This is a genomic window from Bacillus sp. NTK034, from assembly GCF_017303275.1.
GTDB lineage: Bacteria > Bacillota > Bacilli > Bacillales > Cytobacillaceae > Cytobacillus.
The window spans coordinates 1-16,627 of sequence record NZ_JAFKOJ010000005.1; the positions used below are offsets into that span (position 1 = coordinate 1).

The 16,627-nt window shown below is 34.3% G+C and carries 15 protein-coding genes; 1 reads left to right on the forward strand and 14 read right to left on the reverse strand.

All coding sequences use genetic code 11. From position 1 onward, the window contains the following. Positions 1 to 214: 214 nt before the first annotated feature. The gene (locus JI665_RS15070) at positions 215 to 385 is read left to right on the forward strand and encodes a hypothetical protein (RefSeq protein ID WP_206840461.1); all 171 of its coding nucleotides are present in this window, start codon (positions 215 to 217) and stop codon (positions 383 to 385) included. Between the two features lie 684 nt (positions 386 to 1,069). Here the strand turns inward: JI665_RS15070 and JI665_RS15075 are convergent. From JI665_RS15075 to JI665_RS15140, 14 genes are all read right to left on the reverse strand, one after another. Further along, the gene (locus JI665_RS15075; RefSeq protein ID WP_206840462.1) at positions 1,070 to 2,230 is read right to left on the reverse strand and encodes an O-antigen ligase family protein; all 1,161 of its coding nucleotides are present in this window, start codon (positions 2,228 to 2,230) and stop codon (positions 1,070 to 1,072) included. Continuing rightward, positions 2,217 to 3,443 (reverse strand): hypothetical protein, encoded by a 1,227-nt coding sequence (locus tag JI665_RS15080; RefSeq protein ID WP_206840465.1) that lies wholly within the window; start codon positions 3,441 to 3,443, stop codon positions 2,217 to 2,219. Before JI665_RS15080 ends, JI665_RS15075 begins: the two co-directional genes overlap by 14 nt. A 121-nt stretch (positions 3,444 to 3,564) precedes the next feature. Further along, the gene (locus JI665_RS15085; protein WP_206840467.1) at positions 3,565 to 4,725 is read right to left on the reverse strand and encodes a glycosyltransferase family 4 protein; all 1,161 of its coding nucleotides are present in this window, start codon (positions 4,723 to 4,725) and stop codon (positions 3,565 to 3,567) included. A gap of 198 nt (positions 4,726 to 4,923) precedes the next feature. Then, positions 4,924 to 6,054, reverse strand: a complete 1,131-nt coding sequence (wecB, locus tag JI665_RS15090) for a non-hydrolyzing UDP-N-acetylglucosamine 2-epimerase (protein WP_206840468.1) — start codon at positions 6,052 to 6,054, stop codon at positions 4,924 to 4,926. Positions 6,055 to 6,057: 3 nt separating this feature from the next. Next, a complete protein-coding gene (locus tag JI665_RS15095; RefSeq protein ID WP_206840470.1) occupies positions 6,058 to 7,167 on the reverse strand; it encodes a capsular polysaccharide biosynthesis protein CapF in 1,110 nt (369 codons plus the stop codon). Next, positions 7,167 to 8,186, reverse strand: coding sequence for a polysaccharide biosynthesis protein (locus JI665_RS15100; protein ID WP_206840472.1), 1,020 nt, complete (start codon positions 8,184 to 8,186; stop codon positions 7,167 to 7,169). The genes JI665_RS15095 and JI665_RS15100 overlap by 1 nt, the downstream gene beginning before the upstream one ends. A 21-nt stretch (positions 8,187 to 8,207) precedes the next feature. After that, complete coding sequence (locus tag JI665_RS15105) at positions 8,208 to 9,416, reverse strand: glycosyltransferase family 4 protein (RefSeq protein ID WP_206840475.1); 1,209 nt, start codon at positions 9,414 to 9,416, stop codon at positions 8,208 to 8,210. 1 nt (position 9,417) lies between these two features. Then, entirely contained in the window at positions 9,418 to 10,038 is a 621-nt protein-coding gene (locus tag JI665_RS15110; RefSeq protein WP_206840477.1) for an acetyltransferase, read from the reverse strand. Continuing rightward, positions 10,028 to 10,678, reverse strand: coding sequence for a sugar transferase (locus JI665_RS15115; RefSeq protein ID WP_211202596.1), 651 nt, complete (start codon positions 10,676 to 10,678; stop codon positions 10,028 to 10,030). The genes JI665_RS15110 and JI665_RS15115 overlap by 11 nt, the downstream gene beginning before the upstream one ends. Beyond that, positions 10,678 to 11,793 (reverse strand): DegT/DnrJ/EryC1/StrS family aminotransferase, encoded by a 1,116-nt coding sequence (locus JI665_RS15120; protein ID WP_206840479.1) that lies wholly within the window; start codon positions 11,791 to 11,793, stop codon positions 10,678 to 10,680. The genes JI665_RS15115 and JI665_RS15120 overlap by 1 nt, the downstream gene beginning before the upstream one ends. Positions 11,794 to 11,956: 163 nt before the next feature. Next, positions 11,957 to 13,777, reverse strand: coding sequence for a polysaccharide biosynthesis protein (locus tag JI665_RS15125; protein WP_206840480.1), 1,821 nt, complete (start codon positions 13,775 to 13,777; stop codon positions 11,957 to 11,959). A gap of 363 nt (positions 13,778 to 14,140) precedes the next feature. Further along, complete coding sequence (locus tag JI665_RS15130) at positions 14,141 to 14,905, reverse strand: tyrosine-protein phosphatase (RefSeq protein WP_206840482.1); 765 nt, start codon at positions 14,903 to 14,905, stop codon at positions 14,141 to 14,143. 99 nt (positions 14,906 to 15,004) lie between these two features. After that, the gene (locus JI665_RS15135; RefSeq protein ID WP_206840484.1) at positions 15,005 to 15,712 is read right to left on the reverse strand and encodes a CpsD/CapB family tyrosine-protein kinase; all 708 of its coding nucleotides are present in this window, start codon (positions 15,710 to 15,712) and stop codon (positions 15,005 to 15,007) included. Then, complete coding sequence (locus JI665_RS15140; RefSeq protein WP_206840486.1) at positions 15,702 to 16,448, reverse strand: YveK family protein; 747 nt, start codon at positions 16,446 to 16,448, stop codon at positions 15,702 to 15,704. Before JI665_RS15140 ends, JI665_RS15135 begins: the two co-directional genes overlap by 11 nt. Positions 16,449 to 16,627: the final 179 nt, after the last annotated feature.

The window sequence follows — 16,627 nt, forward strand, 5'->3', positions numbered from 1 at the left end:
ATAACGTCACGATTTATTTTACTAAAGTAGTAGGTTGATTGAGCAAAAGTGTAAAATCTTATCGAGCAAAAACTGTCAACTTTATTCTAGCGTTTACAAGGACCTGCTCAGAACGGTTTATGTCAGTGCTTTAATCCCTAATAAATCCGATTACTTCTCGAATATGAAAAGACATCTCTATAAGATTGTTTACAAATTAGTAGAGGAAGGGCAGATGGTTGGGGAGATAAAAGTAGATCGGTCTCCGAGTGAATTAACCATGTTAATCACGCGCTGCATGCGGGGGACATTATATGATTGGCAATTATTTGACCAGTTTGATCTTGTATTAGAGGGAGAAAGATACATCAAAGCAATCTTAGAAGGAATTCAGAAGGAAATTTAATAAAGCAATACTATCTGATAATAGGTTTTCTGGAAGCAAAACTAAAACAATTGCTTCCTCTTATAGTTCTTCTGCTTTTTGCAATTGAGTGAAGCAAGCTAACTCAGTTACCACCAAGCTAGTCGATTTTTAATGCTTCACTGTATGTGGGATCAGGCACGCTTTTCTCAGCTAAAACTGACAATAGTTTTTATAATGACTTATTGTTTTCTTTAATAAATCTTGATAGAAGACAAGAGCTTATACAAAGAAACACTTATCGCAAATAGAGAAATTATAATTAACTATGGGAAATGTAAAAAAGACCTAACAATAAGGCTAGGTTCTTTCTATAAAATACTATCTGAATTCCATTTTATCAGTTGACCACACTTTAGGGGGTATACACCGGCATTTAAGTGGTAATCACAGGACTGCTATCTTAGAATGCACATATGCACATTTCTTGGCAACACAGATTACGGTAGTTTTTTTATAATTTTAATCTATTTATTATACTAGACACGCTTTTACAAAAAGCTTACGAGAACGAATAAAGCGAAAACCTTGCTGCCAACTAGCAGCAAGGTTTTGCTTTTTTCACACTTAAAAACTTCACCGTATCCGGGGTCAGGCCACTTTTTTGAATTAATTCAAATGAAATACATCTATGCACTGCAAGTGGGTCAAATACCGTCTTTATTGCTAAGCAGAACTATAAACACTGCTTCTATTCGATAATTCTATCCAAAAATAGAGGCTTATAACGTTTGAAAAGGAAACAATTCCTCCCTCACCGATAAAGTAGATAAACATAGATATAATAATTGCATATTTGGTTATATTTTTGTTTTTACTTTTAGCTGATTCTTTAAACATCGGTGAAGTGAATATTAATATTATCCAAAACAAAAAACCGATTATACCAAAATAATATAACAATTCAACATACCCATTTGTTATAACTAAGTTGGAATATAAACCATCCCTAGTAGATCCATTACCAAAGAATTGATTTACGATAGATCTTTCTGTCAAAACACTATTCCAGATTGATAATCTGCTGCTTGAAAGTTTATCTAATTCACTAAAACTAACTCCAGGAAGATATTTATTCGAGAATAAAACCACTAACAAAAAACAAATAATAATCATGAGTTGTACAAAAATTACCTTTGTTTTACTTTCAATTTTTCTAAAAACCCATAAATAAAAACCAATAAAAAATAATATTAGAGTTGCAATTAATGGTGTTCTAGAGTTCGCCAATATTATTGTATAAATACTACCAAATATTATTACAAAATAAACCCATTTATATCTTATCATATTTTGGTTACTACTTAACTTTACTGATATTATTATGAGTAAATACAAGTGAGCACCTAAACTATTGGCATTGTTAAACATTCCAACAAATCTTATTCTTTCACCTTGAACATAATATTTACTAGGATCAAAGGTTAGTACAAAGTTAGGAAGAAACACAAAGATAACTAGTACCCAAAATAGTAATTTAATTATATTATCCAACACCGAATCTTCAATTGATGGAAAAACAAAAATAACAACAGCCAATATAAATAAACACATAGTTATAAAAGAGCTATTAAACAATATACTAGTTCCCTCATAAATAAATAAGTTCAATAGGGAAGCCACTGCTATTAACATAAATTTTACTATATCTATTTTTTTTACTAGTAATTTATTATTCCCATATAAGTACATAGTTAAAATAAAAATACTTGCAAAAATACTAACAAATCTTAACATGAATAATACGGAAATATTTTCAAGTACTCGGTACTGAGTAATAGTTAGAATAATAAAAGTAACAGTAAAGAACAACTTAATTATTTTCACGGGACTTACCCCTCGTATAAATAATATTTTTATTTACTAATACTAGTAATAAATATAAAATCAAATAACCCAAACTATTTGATATTACAGCCCCTCTTAATTGGTAGAGTCCAAATAAAAAAGCTGAAACTACTATTGTAAAAATTAATACAAATAGAAAAATAAAAAGTAGAAACTTTTTATTAGTATTAAAAATTTGAGATTTTAACATTTCTATTTTTGAAAAAGAAAACAGTGCAAAACCAAATGTTAATAAATAATAGTCTATATAATTTTCTGTATGACTTTTGGATGCAGCAACGTGTATTATTATCTCTCCAAAGTAATAAAGAAATACTAATATGCTTATTATTAAAATAAAACTAAAAATATAAAGTTGTTTAAATAAGATCTTCACACCTTGGTAATTATTTCTCTTTTTTTCAGTATATATTTTTGAGATAAATGGTAAATACAAGATGGAAGGTGGTAGTACAACTAACATATTTAAAATGCTAAAGTTAGCACTATATATCCCTAATTGAGTCTTATTAAAATTTTGGTTTGCGAAAAGTATATTTATAAAATTAAGTACCATATCTGAAGAAGCTATAATGGATAGAATTATACCAAAACCTAAAACCTTAATTGTATAATACCTAACTTCCTTAAATGGGATTCTTTTAAAAGATTTATTCAGAAATTCAAGATAACAAATAATTATAAATAGACTAATAAATTGACCTATAAATACAAACTCAAAGTTCTTAGGAAGAAATGCGAAGAATAAAACTATAAATAAAAGTTTTAACAAGGAAAATATAATTTGCCCTCCAGAATAATGTAGAGCATTTCCCGAAACGTTTAATATAATCATCTTATTCTGGTAAATTCCAAACAATACTAAATTAAATAACAATAAAACAGTAATGTTCAAACCGAAATCTTGAAAGAAAATATAAAATAAAAAGCTTCCTATTATTGCGAGTCCTGATGCTATTAATAAAGTACTCATTTGAATTACACTTAAAAGTTGGGGTTTCTCTAAATAGTGATTTTGTAAATACATTGTACTTGCTAATAAAATTGTATTTAACATATTAAATAATTGATTAAGAGAATAATATGCTCCATATTCAGTAGGATCTAAGGACTTAACAAGTAACGGTACTAACAAAATTCCAACCAAAACTGGGACAAACTTTGCTAAAGTATAAAACAGTATATTCCTCATTAAATATAAATTCCTTTTTTAAAATTACAGTGTTATATTATTGATGTTGTTGTATTAGATCACGTTAATCAAGTATGGTATTCTGGTTCTTTCTATGAGTACCAATATCACTTCATATCTTTTATCTCAATACATTATTAAACATATTAATATGTTCCTTTAAAGCTAACTGGTTATCAACTTTATACTTTCCGTATTCATATGCCTTTTTAGACACTAACTTATAATTATCATTATCCATATATAAATAATGACTAATGGCATCTATAAATTTAAATTGCATATCTAGTGGAATATCGAACCCTATCCCAAGTTCGTTTAAGTTTTTCCATGGGGTTTGATCACTTGTTATAACTGGACACCCTGACAGAAGGGACTCTTGTATGACATGACCAAAATTCTCCCCCTTCGTTGGAAACAAAAATGTATGATATAGGGATAGTACTTTGGGTACTTCAGTATAACTTAATGCTCCCTTATAATTTACTTTCACTCTATCGCTCAAGTCTTCAGAAATTATTAAACATTCTTTCCAGTACTCTTTATCCTCTAAAGGCCCATATATGTCAAATACAATTTCATTAAATTTTTGATCACTTTTATCTACTTCTCTTAGAATTTGTAAAGAAAAGTCTAAGTTTTTTATTCTAGAGATTCTAGATACAGTAGCTATTCTTAATTGGCCACTCTTTTTATTTATAGGATAGGTGAAGGGATCTATATCACTATTCACTATATTACCAGCTATATTGACTTTAACCTGGCTTCCAAATAAGTTAATTATATCTTGTTTATCCGAATTTGAAGTACATGTAAAGGTAATTTTTTTGTGTAAATTAATGAATTTAAATATATTAATATATAATTTCTTTTTATCGGTTTTAATTGATAATGCTCCCTTTGAGAATTCTCCTCTTGGAGCAACTATTACAGGCTCTTTCGTATAATTCAACCTTTTAAGCCAAAGTACAAATACAGACAATTTCGAAAAGAAGCTGCTGATATATATTAAATCAAAATCCTGTTCTTTAAGAAGAGATTTTACAGAACTAAACTCTTTTCCTTGAGGTATATAATAGACCTTTGCTTTACCAACAGTATTCCAAGAACCAATTTGCACATCAGTATATGGTTTTACTGCATTTAAATCACGATCATTAGTAATAACATAAAAATTATAATCATCACTTAATCTTTCTACTAAATTTAAAAGTGACTTTACAGGGCCACCATATTCTTTTCCTGGCAAATACGGTCCAATGATTAAGATATTTTTTTTCATTCCAAAACATCCTTAAGCATTAATTTCCATTGCTAAAGGCTATACTCATACAAAGTAAAAGCCTCGGTAGCCTGGTATCTTTTCTACAAACTCCAATATAAATATCTCAATTCTTCTGCCTTTTCAATCAAAAATTCCTTTGACATCTATTAAAACTACATCCCTATTTTTTCTTTTATAGCTTCATATACATTAATATTATTTAACTTTCCCCCATACAACTCTATTCACATAATCTGTATATGATAATATAATTCTAAGAACTTTATCTGAAACATTTGGCATACTATAATCATTAACAATTCTTAGTACACCTTCACCTTGTGCCTCCAGAATTTCTAATCCTTGTAAGACTCTATCCTTCTTTAACCCCACCATCATAACCGAAGCCTCTTCCATTGCCTCTGGTCTTTCATGGGCTTGTCTAATATTAAGTGCTTTAAAACCAAGAATAGAAGACTCTTCACTAATCGTTCCACTATCACTTAGAACCGCTTTAGCATTTAATTGAAGTTTATTATAATCATTAAAGCCTAAAGGCTTCATCGTTATTACCAAAGGGTTAAACTCAATGCCTTTAGCATCAATCATATTTCTAGTTCTCGGGTGCGTACTTATAATTACAGGAATATTGTACTTTTCAGCAACGGCATTTAGACTATCAACAAGATCTAAAAAATTGGCTTCCGAGTTGATATTTTCTTCTCTATGAGCTGATACGACAAAATACTTTCCTTCTTCTAGTTCAAGTCTCTGTAGGACATCAGATTTTTCAATGTCTTTCTTTCTTGAGTTTAGAACTTCAAACATAGGACTACCAGTTTTAATTATTCGATCAGCAGGTAAGCCTTCACTTAATAAATATTCTCTTGCAATATCACTATAAGTTAGGTTGATATCAGCTGTGTGGTCAACTATTTTTCTGTTTGTTTCTTCAGGTACTCTTTGATCGAAGCATCTATTACCTGCTTCCATATGAAAAATTGGAATATGTCTTCTCTTTGCTGCAATTGCACATAAACAACTATTGGTGTCTCCTAATACCAAAAAAGCATCAGGTTTTACTTCTTCCATAATAGGATCTATTTTAACTAAGATATTCCCTATTGTTTCTACTGCTGTTCCAGTTGCAGCATTTAGGAAATAATCAGGTTTTTTTAAATTAAAATCCTTAAAAAATACTTCATTTAATTCATAATCATAATTTTGTCCTGTGTGGATTAGAATATGGTCTATTGCACTTGATTCTTCTAATTTATTTATAACAGCTGACAGTCTTATAATCTCTGGTCTAGTACCTACAACTGTCATAACTTTTAATTTTTTCACGTATTATACCTCCAAGAAATAGGTGTCTGGCTTTTCAGGGTCAAAATATTCATTTGCCCACATAATAGTGACCATATCGGTTTCCCCTAAATTTTCAATATTATGAGTGTAACCAGTTGGGATATCAACTACTTCTAATTTTTCTCCACTAACAAAATATTCAATGACTTCATCTGAGTCAATCTTTCTAAATCGGATAACTCCCATTCCACTTACCACAAGAAACTTTTCATTTTTTGTATGGTGCCAATGATTTCCTTTTGTTATACCAGGTTTAGAAATATTTACAGAAACTTGTCCCCTATCCGGTGTCTTTATAAATTCAGTAAACGAACCTCTTTGATCTACATTCATTTTAAGGTCATAACTAAATTGATTTTCAGGCAAGTAACTAAGATAAGTACTATATAGCTTTTTTGTTAACTGGTTAGACATATTAGGAATTGAGCGTTCTATACGACTCTCTTTGAAGGAATAAATTAATTCAGCAATTTTTCCAAGAGCGATAGAGTAAACTACTGGAACTTCACAAAAATCTCCATTGGAGTTTTCATTACCCTTCAATGCATTAATCAGCTCTTCAACTACATCATCAATATACACTATGTTCATAACAACACTTGAATCATTTATGCTAATTGGTATCCCATGAGCAATATTATGGCAAAAAGTTGCAATTGCACTGTTATAATTAGGTCTACACCATTTCCCAAAAACATTAGGGAAGCGATAAACCAATACCTTTGCTCCCGTTTCCTTGCCATATTTGAAAAGTAAATCTTCACCTGCTTTTTTACTAATACCATATGGGTTATTTAGTTCTGCTTGGATAGATGAAGAAACCATTACTGGACAAATATTTTGGTGTTTTTCTAAGGTTTCGAGTAACATTGAAGTTAACCCATAATTACCATCCATGAATTCAGATTGGTCCTTAGGGCGATTTACACCAGCTAGATGAAATACAAAATCAGCTTCTTTACAATACTGATCCAGTGAGGATCGATCGGTTTCCTTACTGAATTCATAGATATCAGTATAGCCCCTGTTTCTTAATTCTGACACAAGGTTTTTACCGATAAACCCCTTTGCACCGGTCACTAATATCTTCATTACTGATTCCAACCTTTCAATTCTTCCCGGACATAATCCAGCATTAATAACTTATCTTTAATTTGCTCAATGTTTAATCTTTGAGTGTTATGAGAATTATACTCATCTTCAGATGATAACTTTTTATCACCTTCTACAAAATACTTATCATAGTTTAAATCTCTTTTATCAGCAGGTACTCTATAAAAACCACCCATATCTTCAGAAACCACATGTTCCTCTCTAGTAAGAAGAGTTTCATATAGCTTTTCTCCATGACGAGTACCAATGGTCTTTATTTCATTGTCAGCATTAAATAATTCCTTGATTGCTTGGGCAAGATCCCCTATTGTCGATGCTGGTGCCTTTTGCACCATGATGTCTCCTGCCTCTGCATTTTCAAATGCAAACACTACTAGTTCTACCGCCTCTTCAAGGCTCATCAAGAATCTAGTCATGTTTGGATCAGTAACCGTAATAGGTTGTCCACTCTTAATCTGCTCAATAAATAGCGGAATAACAGAACCTCTAGAAGCCATTACATTACCATAACGAGTGCCACATATTAATGTTCTGTCTGGATTTACAGTTTTAGCCTTCGCTACAAAAACTTTTTCCATCATAGCTTTTGAGATCCCCATCGCATTAATAGGATAAGCAGCTTTATCTGTAGACAAGCAAATCACTTTTTTTACGCCGCTTTCAATAGCACCAGTAAGAACATTATCTGTTCCAATTATATTTGTTTTTACTGCTTCTAAAGGAAAAAATTCACAAGATGGTACTTGCTTAAGTGCAGCAGCATGAAAAATATAATCAACACCGTGCATCGCATTTTTAACACTGCCAAGGTCTCTTACATCTCCTAAGTAAAACTTAAGTTTGTCATTTTTATAGAGCTTACGCATATCATCTTGTTTTTTCTCATCTCTTGAAAAAATTCTAATTTCTTTTATATCTGTATCTAAAAACCTATTCATAACAGCATTGCCAAATGAACCTGTGCCGCCGGTAATAAGTAAGGTTTTATCTTTAAACATTTATTGAACCTCTTTTCCTTATTAAAAGTGTCGCATTATTATTTCATATGAGTGTTTTGCGGTATAATTATTGTTTAAATACGCCTTAGCATTTTCGCCCATTCGTTTTCTCATATCAGTATCGCATAGCAACTCCACATGCTGATTAAATGCTCTTAAATCACCACTCTGACACCAATAACCAAAGTCTCCTTTTTCTATCACTTTACCTAAATCAGTATTATTATCTGTCGCTGCTATTACAGGCATTGAAGCCTGCATATAAGACAGTAGTCTTGATGGGAAATTAGGTATTGTAAATCTTTTATCAAGAAATATAAGTCCCACATCACATGAATTAGCTAGGCTTTCATAGTCATCCTTAGGTAGCTGAGCGAATAACTGTGCATTTTTTAGATTTTCTTTTTTAAAAAATGTCTTTAGTTTATTAAACTCAGTCCCTGACCCAGCAATGATAAAATAAACATGTTGATTTTCTTTATTTGCCTTTAAGCACTCCATTAAAAAGTCAATCCCCTGGGGTTTACCAAGATTTCCACCATATATGAAAACAGTTTTATCTAAAGGAATGTTATACTTTTCCTTAACTTCTGCTATTCTTTTCTCATCCTTTTTTATGGTTAAAGGTTCAATACTATTTGGACATATCTCAACAATTTCAGGGGGTATCCCCGGGTTATGTGTTAACAAAAAATCTACATTTGCTTTTGACATACACCCTATATAATCTGAAAGTTTATATAATTCCTTTTCTTTATTCCTAAAATAGTTGTAAAGTACACTTTTGATACCAGTCGTTGTTAGCAACCCAAGATCAACTGCATTTTGAGGAAAAATATCCTTTAGAAGCAAATAAGCTTTTGCGTTATCCCGAAATTTTACGTAAGCTACCGCTTTTTGTAAAGTAATAGGAGGCGTAGAATAAATAACCAAATCGAACTTAACATTGGAGAAATATTTTTTTATACCTTTTAAAAATTGTGATTCTAAAGTAATGGTTGATATGCCTTTCTCAATAAAATTGGTCTTTTGGATATTACCAATCTGTAATTTCAGTATTTTATAATTACCTTTATCTATAATATTAGTTGGTTGTTGTTTCCTTTTCTCCGTTGGAGAAATAATATAGACATTGTGTTCCTCTTTTAAAAACTCTCGCATTAAATCAGTATATATACCACTTGTCTTAATTGTCGAAAAATCTAAAAGTGTCAGAAAAAGAATATTCATCCTATTTTATTCTCCTTGCCGGAACACCAGTGTAAGTTCCAGATACAGTTATATCTTTTACAACTACTGCCCCTGCACCTATTAAACATCCCTTTGCAATATTTATATTATTGATTACTGTACTCCCAATACCCAACCATGTTCCTTGTTCCACTTTAACCGTCCCTGCAAGGTGAACTCCTGGTGATATATGAACAAAATCTTCTATTAAATTGTCATGGTCAATTGTTGATCCGGTATTAATAATGCACCCTTTACCTATTTTGGTACAGCAGTTTATTATTGATCCAGCCATAATAGCAGTTCCAAGCCCAATTTCAACTTGTTCTCCAATTGTTGATTTCGGGTGAATTAGAGCCGGAATACTTGCACCTGCTCCTTCAAGCTGCAAAAAAATTTTTTTTCTCGTTATATTATTACCAATTCCTACGAATATCTGGTATTGATCAATATACTTTTTTACATCTGTTGATGTTCCAAGTATCTCGAGCCCCATTGATGATTTTAAACTTTTGTCATCATCTAAGAAGGCTAATACGCTCCATTTATTCATTTTCAACGCAATATCTGCAACAACTTTTCCATGGCCACTAGCACCGATAATAAGAAGTTTATCTTTCATAATTAGCACTTTCCTTTTTACTACCTTTAAACGGCTCCATTGTAACTGTTGTTTCTGAACTAATTCCCTCTCTAATTAACACTTTTTTTATCGTCATAAAGATGATCTTCCAATCTTCAACGAAATTCACATTATCTACATAACGAACATCAAGGTCGAATTTTTCTTCCCAACTAATTGCATTTCTTCCATTGGCCTGTGCCAAGCCTGATAATCCAGGTCTTACCTCATGGCGGCGTTTATGATGTTCATTATAAAGTGGGAGATACTGAACCAATAATGGTCTTGGACCTATAATTGACATATCCCCTTTTAAAATATTTATAAGCTCCGGTAGCTCATCAAGTGAAGTCGAACGAAGAAAACTTCCAAACCTGGTTAATCTAATACTATCATGAAGCAAATCACCATTCTCATCTCTCTCATCTGTCATTGTCCTAAACTTATACATCATAAAAATTTTTTCATTAAGCCCAGGTCTATTTTGCTTAAAAATAATGGGGCTACCAAGTTTTATCCTTACTAATATTGCAACAATCAGAAATACTGGACAAAGAATGATAATAGCAATCAAAGATAGGATAAAATCCATCGGCCTTTTTATAAATCTTCTATAAATACCACCTTTGGAATGACTCATTACCTTATCCACAGCCCCTTAATAATCTTACAAACTTTTTCTAAATCCTCATTCGCCATCTTCGTATCAGACGGCAAGCAAACACCATTCTCAAAAAGTTTCTTCGAAACATCCTCTCCAACAAAAGCATACTGTTCGAAGAAAGGCTGCATGTGCATTGGCTTCCAAACTGGTCTTGACTCGATATTCTCTTGTTCAAGAGCCTCCATAATATCAGTAGGTCTCACATGTCCAGTTAGGATCATTGAGCTTAGCCAGTAATTCGGTTCGTTCCACTCATTGCTTGGCATGAACTCAACACCATCAAGCCCACCTAATTCTCGTTTGTAGAAGTTGAAAATATACCTTTTCTTTTCTACTCTCTGTTCTAATACCTTAAGCTGTCCTCTTCCAATTCCAGCAACGACATTACTCATTCGATAGTTAAAGCCTAATTCACTATGTTGGTAGTGTTTAGCCTGATCCCTACTCTGAGTAGCCCAGAATCGAGCCTTGGCAATTCTTTCTTCATAATCAGAAACTAGCATACCACCACCAGAAGTTGTAATAATCTTGTTTCCATTAAAAGAGAAGATACCGTAATCACCAAATGTTCCAGTATGCTTTCCTTTATAATAGGTACCTAAAGATTCTGCAGCATCCTCAATTACTGGTACATTACGTTTTTGACAAATGTCCATAATTTTATCCATATCAGCAGACAAGCCATATAAATGAACAACCAGCACTGCCTTTACCTCTGGATATTTTTCAAATGCCTCTTCTAAAGCCGTTGGACTCATATTCCAAGTTTCATAATCACTATCAATAAATACTGGAATCGCATTTTGATAGATGATTGGATTTGCTGTAGCAGAAAATGTAAGCGTGGGACAAAAAACAATATCCCCTTCACCAACACCAGCTGCTTTTAAAGCCAAATGAATAGCAGCTGTTCCTGATGATAGTGCTGCTGCAGCTTTAGAGCCAACCTTTTCAGCTAACTCTTTTTCAAACCCGTTTACGTTTTCACCAAGGGGCGCTATCCAGTTTGTATCAAAAGCTTCCTTTACATATTGCAATTCATAGCCTTCATCGCTCATATGTGGCGAAGATAGGAATATTCTTTCTCCCATACCACAGACTTCCTTCCTGATTATCAACTTAAGAGTCTTTGTGCATAACCAATAACAATTAAAGTTCTAAATATCACTTCAAAATATAAACCCCTTCTCATAATTGTTAGAAATATGAGCAAGAGCCTATGTTAACTAAATGTACCTATTATTAGCCTTTTGCTCATTTAGTAACTGAAAATATTTTATTTTTCCTTTTATTAGCCAAATTCAACACAAACTCACTAATCTCACTAGTTGTCATTTCATCAAATTTATTAATTAGAGAGTGAACCTCATCCTCTTGTTCAAGCACTGCCTTACCAATAAATATTTTCGGAAACACAGCTTCTTTATGAACTTCATTCTCCCCAAGCAGTTCCTCGTACATTTTCTCCCCAGGACGAATTCCTGAAAATCTGATACCAATCTCTTCCTCGGAATAACCCGAAAGGGTTATAAGGTTCTTAGCCAAATCAACAATCTTAACCGGCTCACCCATATCAAGCACAAAGATCTCTCCACCACGTGCCAACGCACCCGCTTGCATTACAAGCCTCGAGGCCTCCGGTATCGTCATAAAATATCTCGTCATATCCGGATGTGTAACCGTCACCGGCCCACCAGCCAGAATCTGCTTCTTAAATAGCGGAATAACACTCCCCCGACTGCCAAGCACATTCCCAAACCGTACAGCCACAAAGTTCGTAGCACTATGCTTATCCAACTCCTGAATAACCATCTCCGCAATCCGCTTCGTTGACCCCATCACATTCGTAGGGTTAACCGCCTTATCCGAAGAAACCAGCACAAACGTCCCAACACCGAAGGTATCAGCAGCCTCCGCCACATTCTTTGTTCCAAGAACATTGTTCTTCACTGCCTCTTTAGGGTTGTACTCCATTAAAGGAACATGCTTATGAGCCGCTGCATGATACACAACATCAGGTCTATGAGTCTCCATCACTTCAAAAATGCGATTTCGATCCTGAATATCCGCAATCACTGGCACAATCTCTATTTCACTTTTATGTTTATTTCGAAGCTCCATATCAATCAGATAGATTGAGTTCTCCCCATGCCCTAACAGAAGAATCTTCTTCGGTCGGAACTCGGATACCTGCCGGCAAATTTCCGAACCAATCGATCCGCCTGCACCCGTGACTAGAACCGTTTTTCCAGTCAATTTTTCTGAAATACTATCAATATCCAACTTAACAGGTTCACGCCCCAACAGGTCTTCCACCTGTACATCCCTGAACTGATTAACAGAAACCTTGCCAATCATGACATCCTCAATCATCGGCATGATGACTGTTTTTGCATTCGTACCAGAACATTCCTCAAAAATCCGTTGCATTTCTACCTTGCTAAGGGAAGGAATGGCAATGACGATTTTATCAATATTCAGCGTCTCAACCGACTTTGCAATATGTTTCGAATCACCCACTACAGGCAGCCCAAGTATATGTAATTTATACTTTTTCGGGTCATCATCGATAAACGCAACCGGTTTAATTTCTGAATCGCCATTTTTTAAAAGCTGTCTTGCCAGCATCGTTCCTGCAGCACCCGCACCAATAATGAGTGTACGCTTTTGTTCTACAGTGCCTTTAATATATCGATCCCTATACACTCTCCAGGAAAAGCGGGACCCGCCGATTAATAGCACATGCATCATCAACGCGAGCATCAACGCCCTGAAGTAAATGTCTCCAATTAACAGCTGCTGGATGATCCCTGTTGTCATGATTGATAGACTCACTGCCTTAACAATTGCTACAAGCTCTCCAACACTCGCATATTCCCAGGCCTTATTGTATAGCCGATACATAGAAGCATATAAATGATGACTGAGCAGGAGCGTAATCGCACTAACCAGCACAAATTCTGATTGCAGCCAGGCAAGCGTAGGGTGAAGTGTCATCACACTTACATAAATAGCTGATAAAACAATTAATGAATCCAATAGCACCAAAAAGGTCAGTCTCTTTTGATACGTCAATTAAATATCCCCTTCCTTTTAAGGACTATATTTATCGCAAATACCTGCCGGAGTAATTTTTCACAAAAATAAATACCTAATGGAAATACATGTGTCATGACACCTATACTTTCATTAAGTATTTATTTGCTAATAGTCATTTGGGCATCGAACCCGTCCTCACTTAATGCTAATTGGCCACAGGGGCTAAGGAGGAATATCCTCCCACAGCATCATCGAGTGTCCCCATTGATAAAGGCAAGGAGACATCGCCTGTTGTTGTAGTATCACTACATCTTTATTATAAAGTTAAGGGTGTTCAAAAATTTGAAAAGGCAAACGAAACTCTTAAATTCATAATATTTTCTGCAGCAATTGGCTTTTTTAAAAAATACCAAGAAACTTCTTCTTCTTAATTTTTTCAGGTATTTCCCTCATTACATTCTGCCCCTCAACCAATAGCTCTGCATTTTCAGTGAATAGATACACCATATCTACCCCATACCTGGATTCGATAAGATCAAATGCTTCGGCCATTTTGAATATGCGGTTCTTGTTGTTGTGGGCATCAGATGCGATAAAGTGTGTTAAGTTTGCTTCAATCAGCTGTTGTGAGAAAGTTTTAATCTTTTTACCAAACTGGCCGCAAAGACTTGCAGCTGTCACTTGGGTTAGTGCTCCTGACTTTACCAGCTGATACACTAGCTCGGGGCGCTCTGCTATTTCTGAGTTGCGCTCAGGGTGCACAATAATGGGAGTTAACCCTTCTAGCTGGATATCATAAAGCAGCTTTTCTGTGTATCTGGGCACATGTCCAGATGGCAGTTCGATGAACACGTAGTTAGATTCTGCCAGGGTTACTATTTTCCCTGCTTCATATTCTTCCAGAAACTCTCCAAAGATACGTGTTTCCTGGCCTGCTAAAACCTTTAACGATATCCTCTCTTTGCTTAGAACCCTGTTAACTTCATCCACTTTTACAAGAATATCTTTCTTTTCATTCTCGTATCTCTCGTTTCTATGGTGAGGGGTTGCTATGATTGTGTCGATTCCTTCTTGAACGGCTATTTTCGCCATGGCTATGGTTTCACTCATATGCTTGGCTCCGTCATCGATACCAGGCAAAATGTGACAATGTATATCAATCATCGCAAACACCCCTTCCATTTTAATACCAATTTTACAGGACTATTATCACTATATACTATTACACCAGTAGGGTAAAGCAGGATAATTTGTCGAAATTCGTCATTTTTGACCGTAATAATAATAATACTGCGAACTTTCGAGTTTTTTGTTATTTAAAACCGCTCCGAGAAGTTTACTCTTCGTAGTGTTCAGCAGTTCTCTTGCTTTAACAGCCTGATCAATTTCTGTTTCTCCACTTCGGGCAACCAGAATTGTGCCATCACATTGGTTTGCAAGAATTTGGGCATCAGCGACAGCTAATACTGGCGGTGTATCAAACAGAACAAGATCATATTCCTTGTATGCCTGTACAAGAAACTCTTCCATTGCTTTAGATCCAAGAAGCTCAGCCGGGTTTGGAGGAACCGGTCCGCTTGTAAGCACGTATAAATTAGGTTCTCTTGTTGATGATACAGCTTTGTCGAATGTCGCACTTTTCGTAAGAATATTTGTTAAGCCTGTAATGTTATTAACATCAAAAGTGTAGTGTGCTGTTGGTTTCCTTAGATCGGCATCAACTAGCAGTACTCTTTTTCCTTGATTTGCAAATACAACTGCCAGGTTGGAAACTGTAGTTGATTTCCCTTCACCAGGACCCGCAGAAGTGACTAGAATTGATCTCAAATCCTGATCAACAGATGAAAACTGAATATTCGTTCTGACTGTTCTGTATTGTTCAGAAACTGGCGACTTGGGGCTGGAGATGGTTACTAGCTTACGTTTGTTATTGTCTCTTAACATTTTCTTTTGCTTCTTTTTAAACAGCATTCTCGCCACCTGCCCTTGTCACACTTTTAGCTCTTTCACTGCGTCTTGTTGGGTTTTTTGAATCTTCAATATTTGAAATGACACCAAGTATCGGCAAGTTCAAATGTTTTTCGACATCGTGCTCATCCTTAATACTGTTGTCAAAATACTCTAGTAAGAACGCCAGACCTACTCCTGCCATTAACCCTACTACTAAAGCGATGGCTATGTTTAATAATGGCTGTGGTTTAACTGGAGCCATATTCTCTTTCACTTCAGCTTTTGCCAATATACTTACATTGTCTACATTCATGATCTTAGAAATTTCACGCTGGAACACACTGGCTGTTGTATTGGCAATATCAGCTGCAAGCTGTGGATCTTCATCTTCTACAGTGATCCCTACCACCTGGGAGTCCTTTTGGCTTCCAACCGTAATCTTTGAGTTCAGCTGCTCTGTTGTTAAATCAAGACCTAGCTCATTAATAACTTTATCCAAAATAGCCGGACTGGTAATAATAACGTTATAAGTATTAATCAGCTGCAGGTTCGTTTGGATTTCGCCCGGGTTATAGACAGGCTGTTCGTTTTTGGCTTGGTTGACTAGAAGTTGTGTCGAAGTCTGATAGATAGGAGTTAAGAAATAAAAGCTAATAATGCCGCTTGTTAAAATTGCAACAAATGTAATTGAAAGAATTAAAAGAATCCTTTTCCTAAGTGTTGCCATTAATTCTTTTAAACTAATTGTTTCCTCCATGGTTTCCTCCTGATTTTAAAGGGTAAAATGCTCATAGTATTATAGCACAAAAACGCGATATTTTTGGTCGATTTTGTCAAAAAACGAGATATAATGTAACATTAGCAATCTGTCTTATTGTAACAAATATATTACAATGCAATAGACAAAATTTGTATTTGGAATAATTTACTTTTGTG

Bases quoted from the DNA above. Each gene is read 5' to 3' on its own strand.
- JI665_RS15130 (WP_206840482.1), bottom strand. From the start codon at position 14,905: ATGATTGATATACATTGTCACATTTTGCCTGGTATCGATGACGGAGCC.
- JI665_RS15095 (WP_206840470.1), bottom strand. From the start codon at position 7,167: ATGAAGATATTAGTGACCGGTGCAAAGGGGTTTATCGGTAAAAACCTT.
- JI665_RS15135 (WP_206840484.1), bottom strand. From the start codon at position 15,712: ATGCTGTTTAAAAAGAAGCAAAAGAAAATGTTAAGAGACAATAACAAA.
- JI665_RS15100 (WP_206840472.1), bottom strand. From the start codon at position 8,186: ATGTTTAAAGATAAAACCTTACTTATTACCGGCGGCACAGGTTCATTT.
- JI665_RS15140 (WP_206840486.1), bottom strand. From the start codon at position 16,448: ATGGAGGAAACAATTAGTTTAAAAGAATTAATGGCAACACTTAGGAAA.
- JI665_RS15080 (WP_206840465.1), bottom strand. From the start codon at position 3,443: ATGAGGAATATACTGTTTTATACTTTAGCAAAGTTTGTCCCAGTTTTG.
- JI665_RS15110 (WP_206840477.1), bottom strand. From the start codon at position 10,038: ATGAAAGATAAACTTCTTATTATCGGTGCTAGTGGCCATGGAAAAGTT.
- JI665_RS15115 (WP_211202596.1), bottom strand. From the start codon at position 10,678: ATGAGTCATTCCAAAGGTGGTATTTATAGAAGATTTATAAAAAGGCCG.
- JI665_RS15085 (WP_206840467.1), bottom strand. From the start codon at position 4,725: ATGAAAAAAAATATCTTAATCATTGGACCGTATTTGCCAGGAAAAGAA.
- JI665_RS15120 (WP_206840479.1), bottom strand. From the start codon at position 11,793: ATGGGAGAAAGAATATTCCTATCTTCGCCACATATGAGCGATGAAGGC.
- JI665_RS15070 (WP_206840461.1), top strand. From the start codon at position 215: ATGGTTGGGGAGATAAAAGTAGATCGGTCTCCGAGTGAATTAACCATG.
- JI665_RS15105 (WP_206840475.1), bottom strand. From the start codon at position 9,416: ATGAATATTCTTTTTCTGACACTTTTAGATTTTTCGACAATTAAGACA.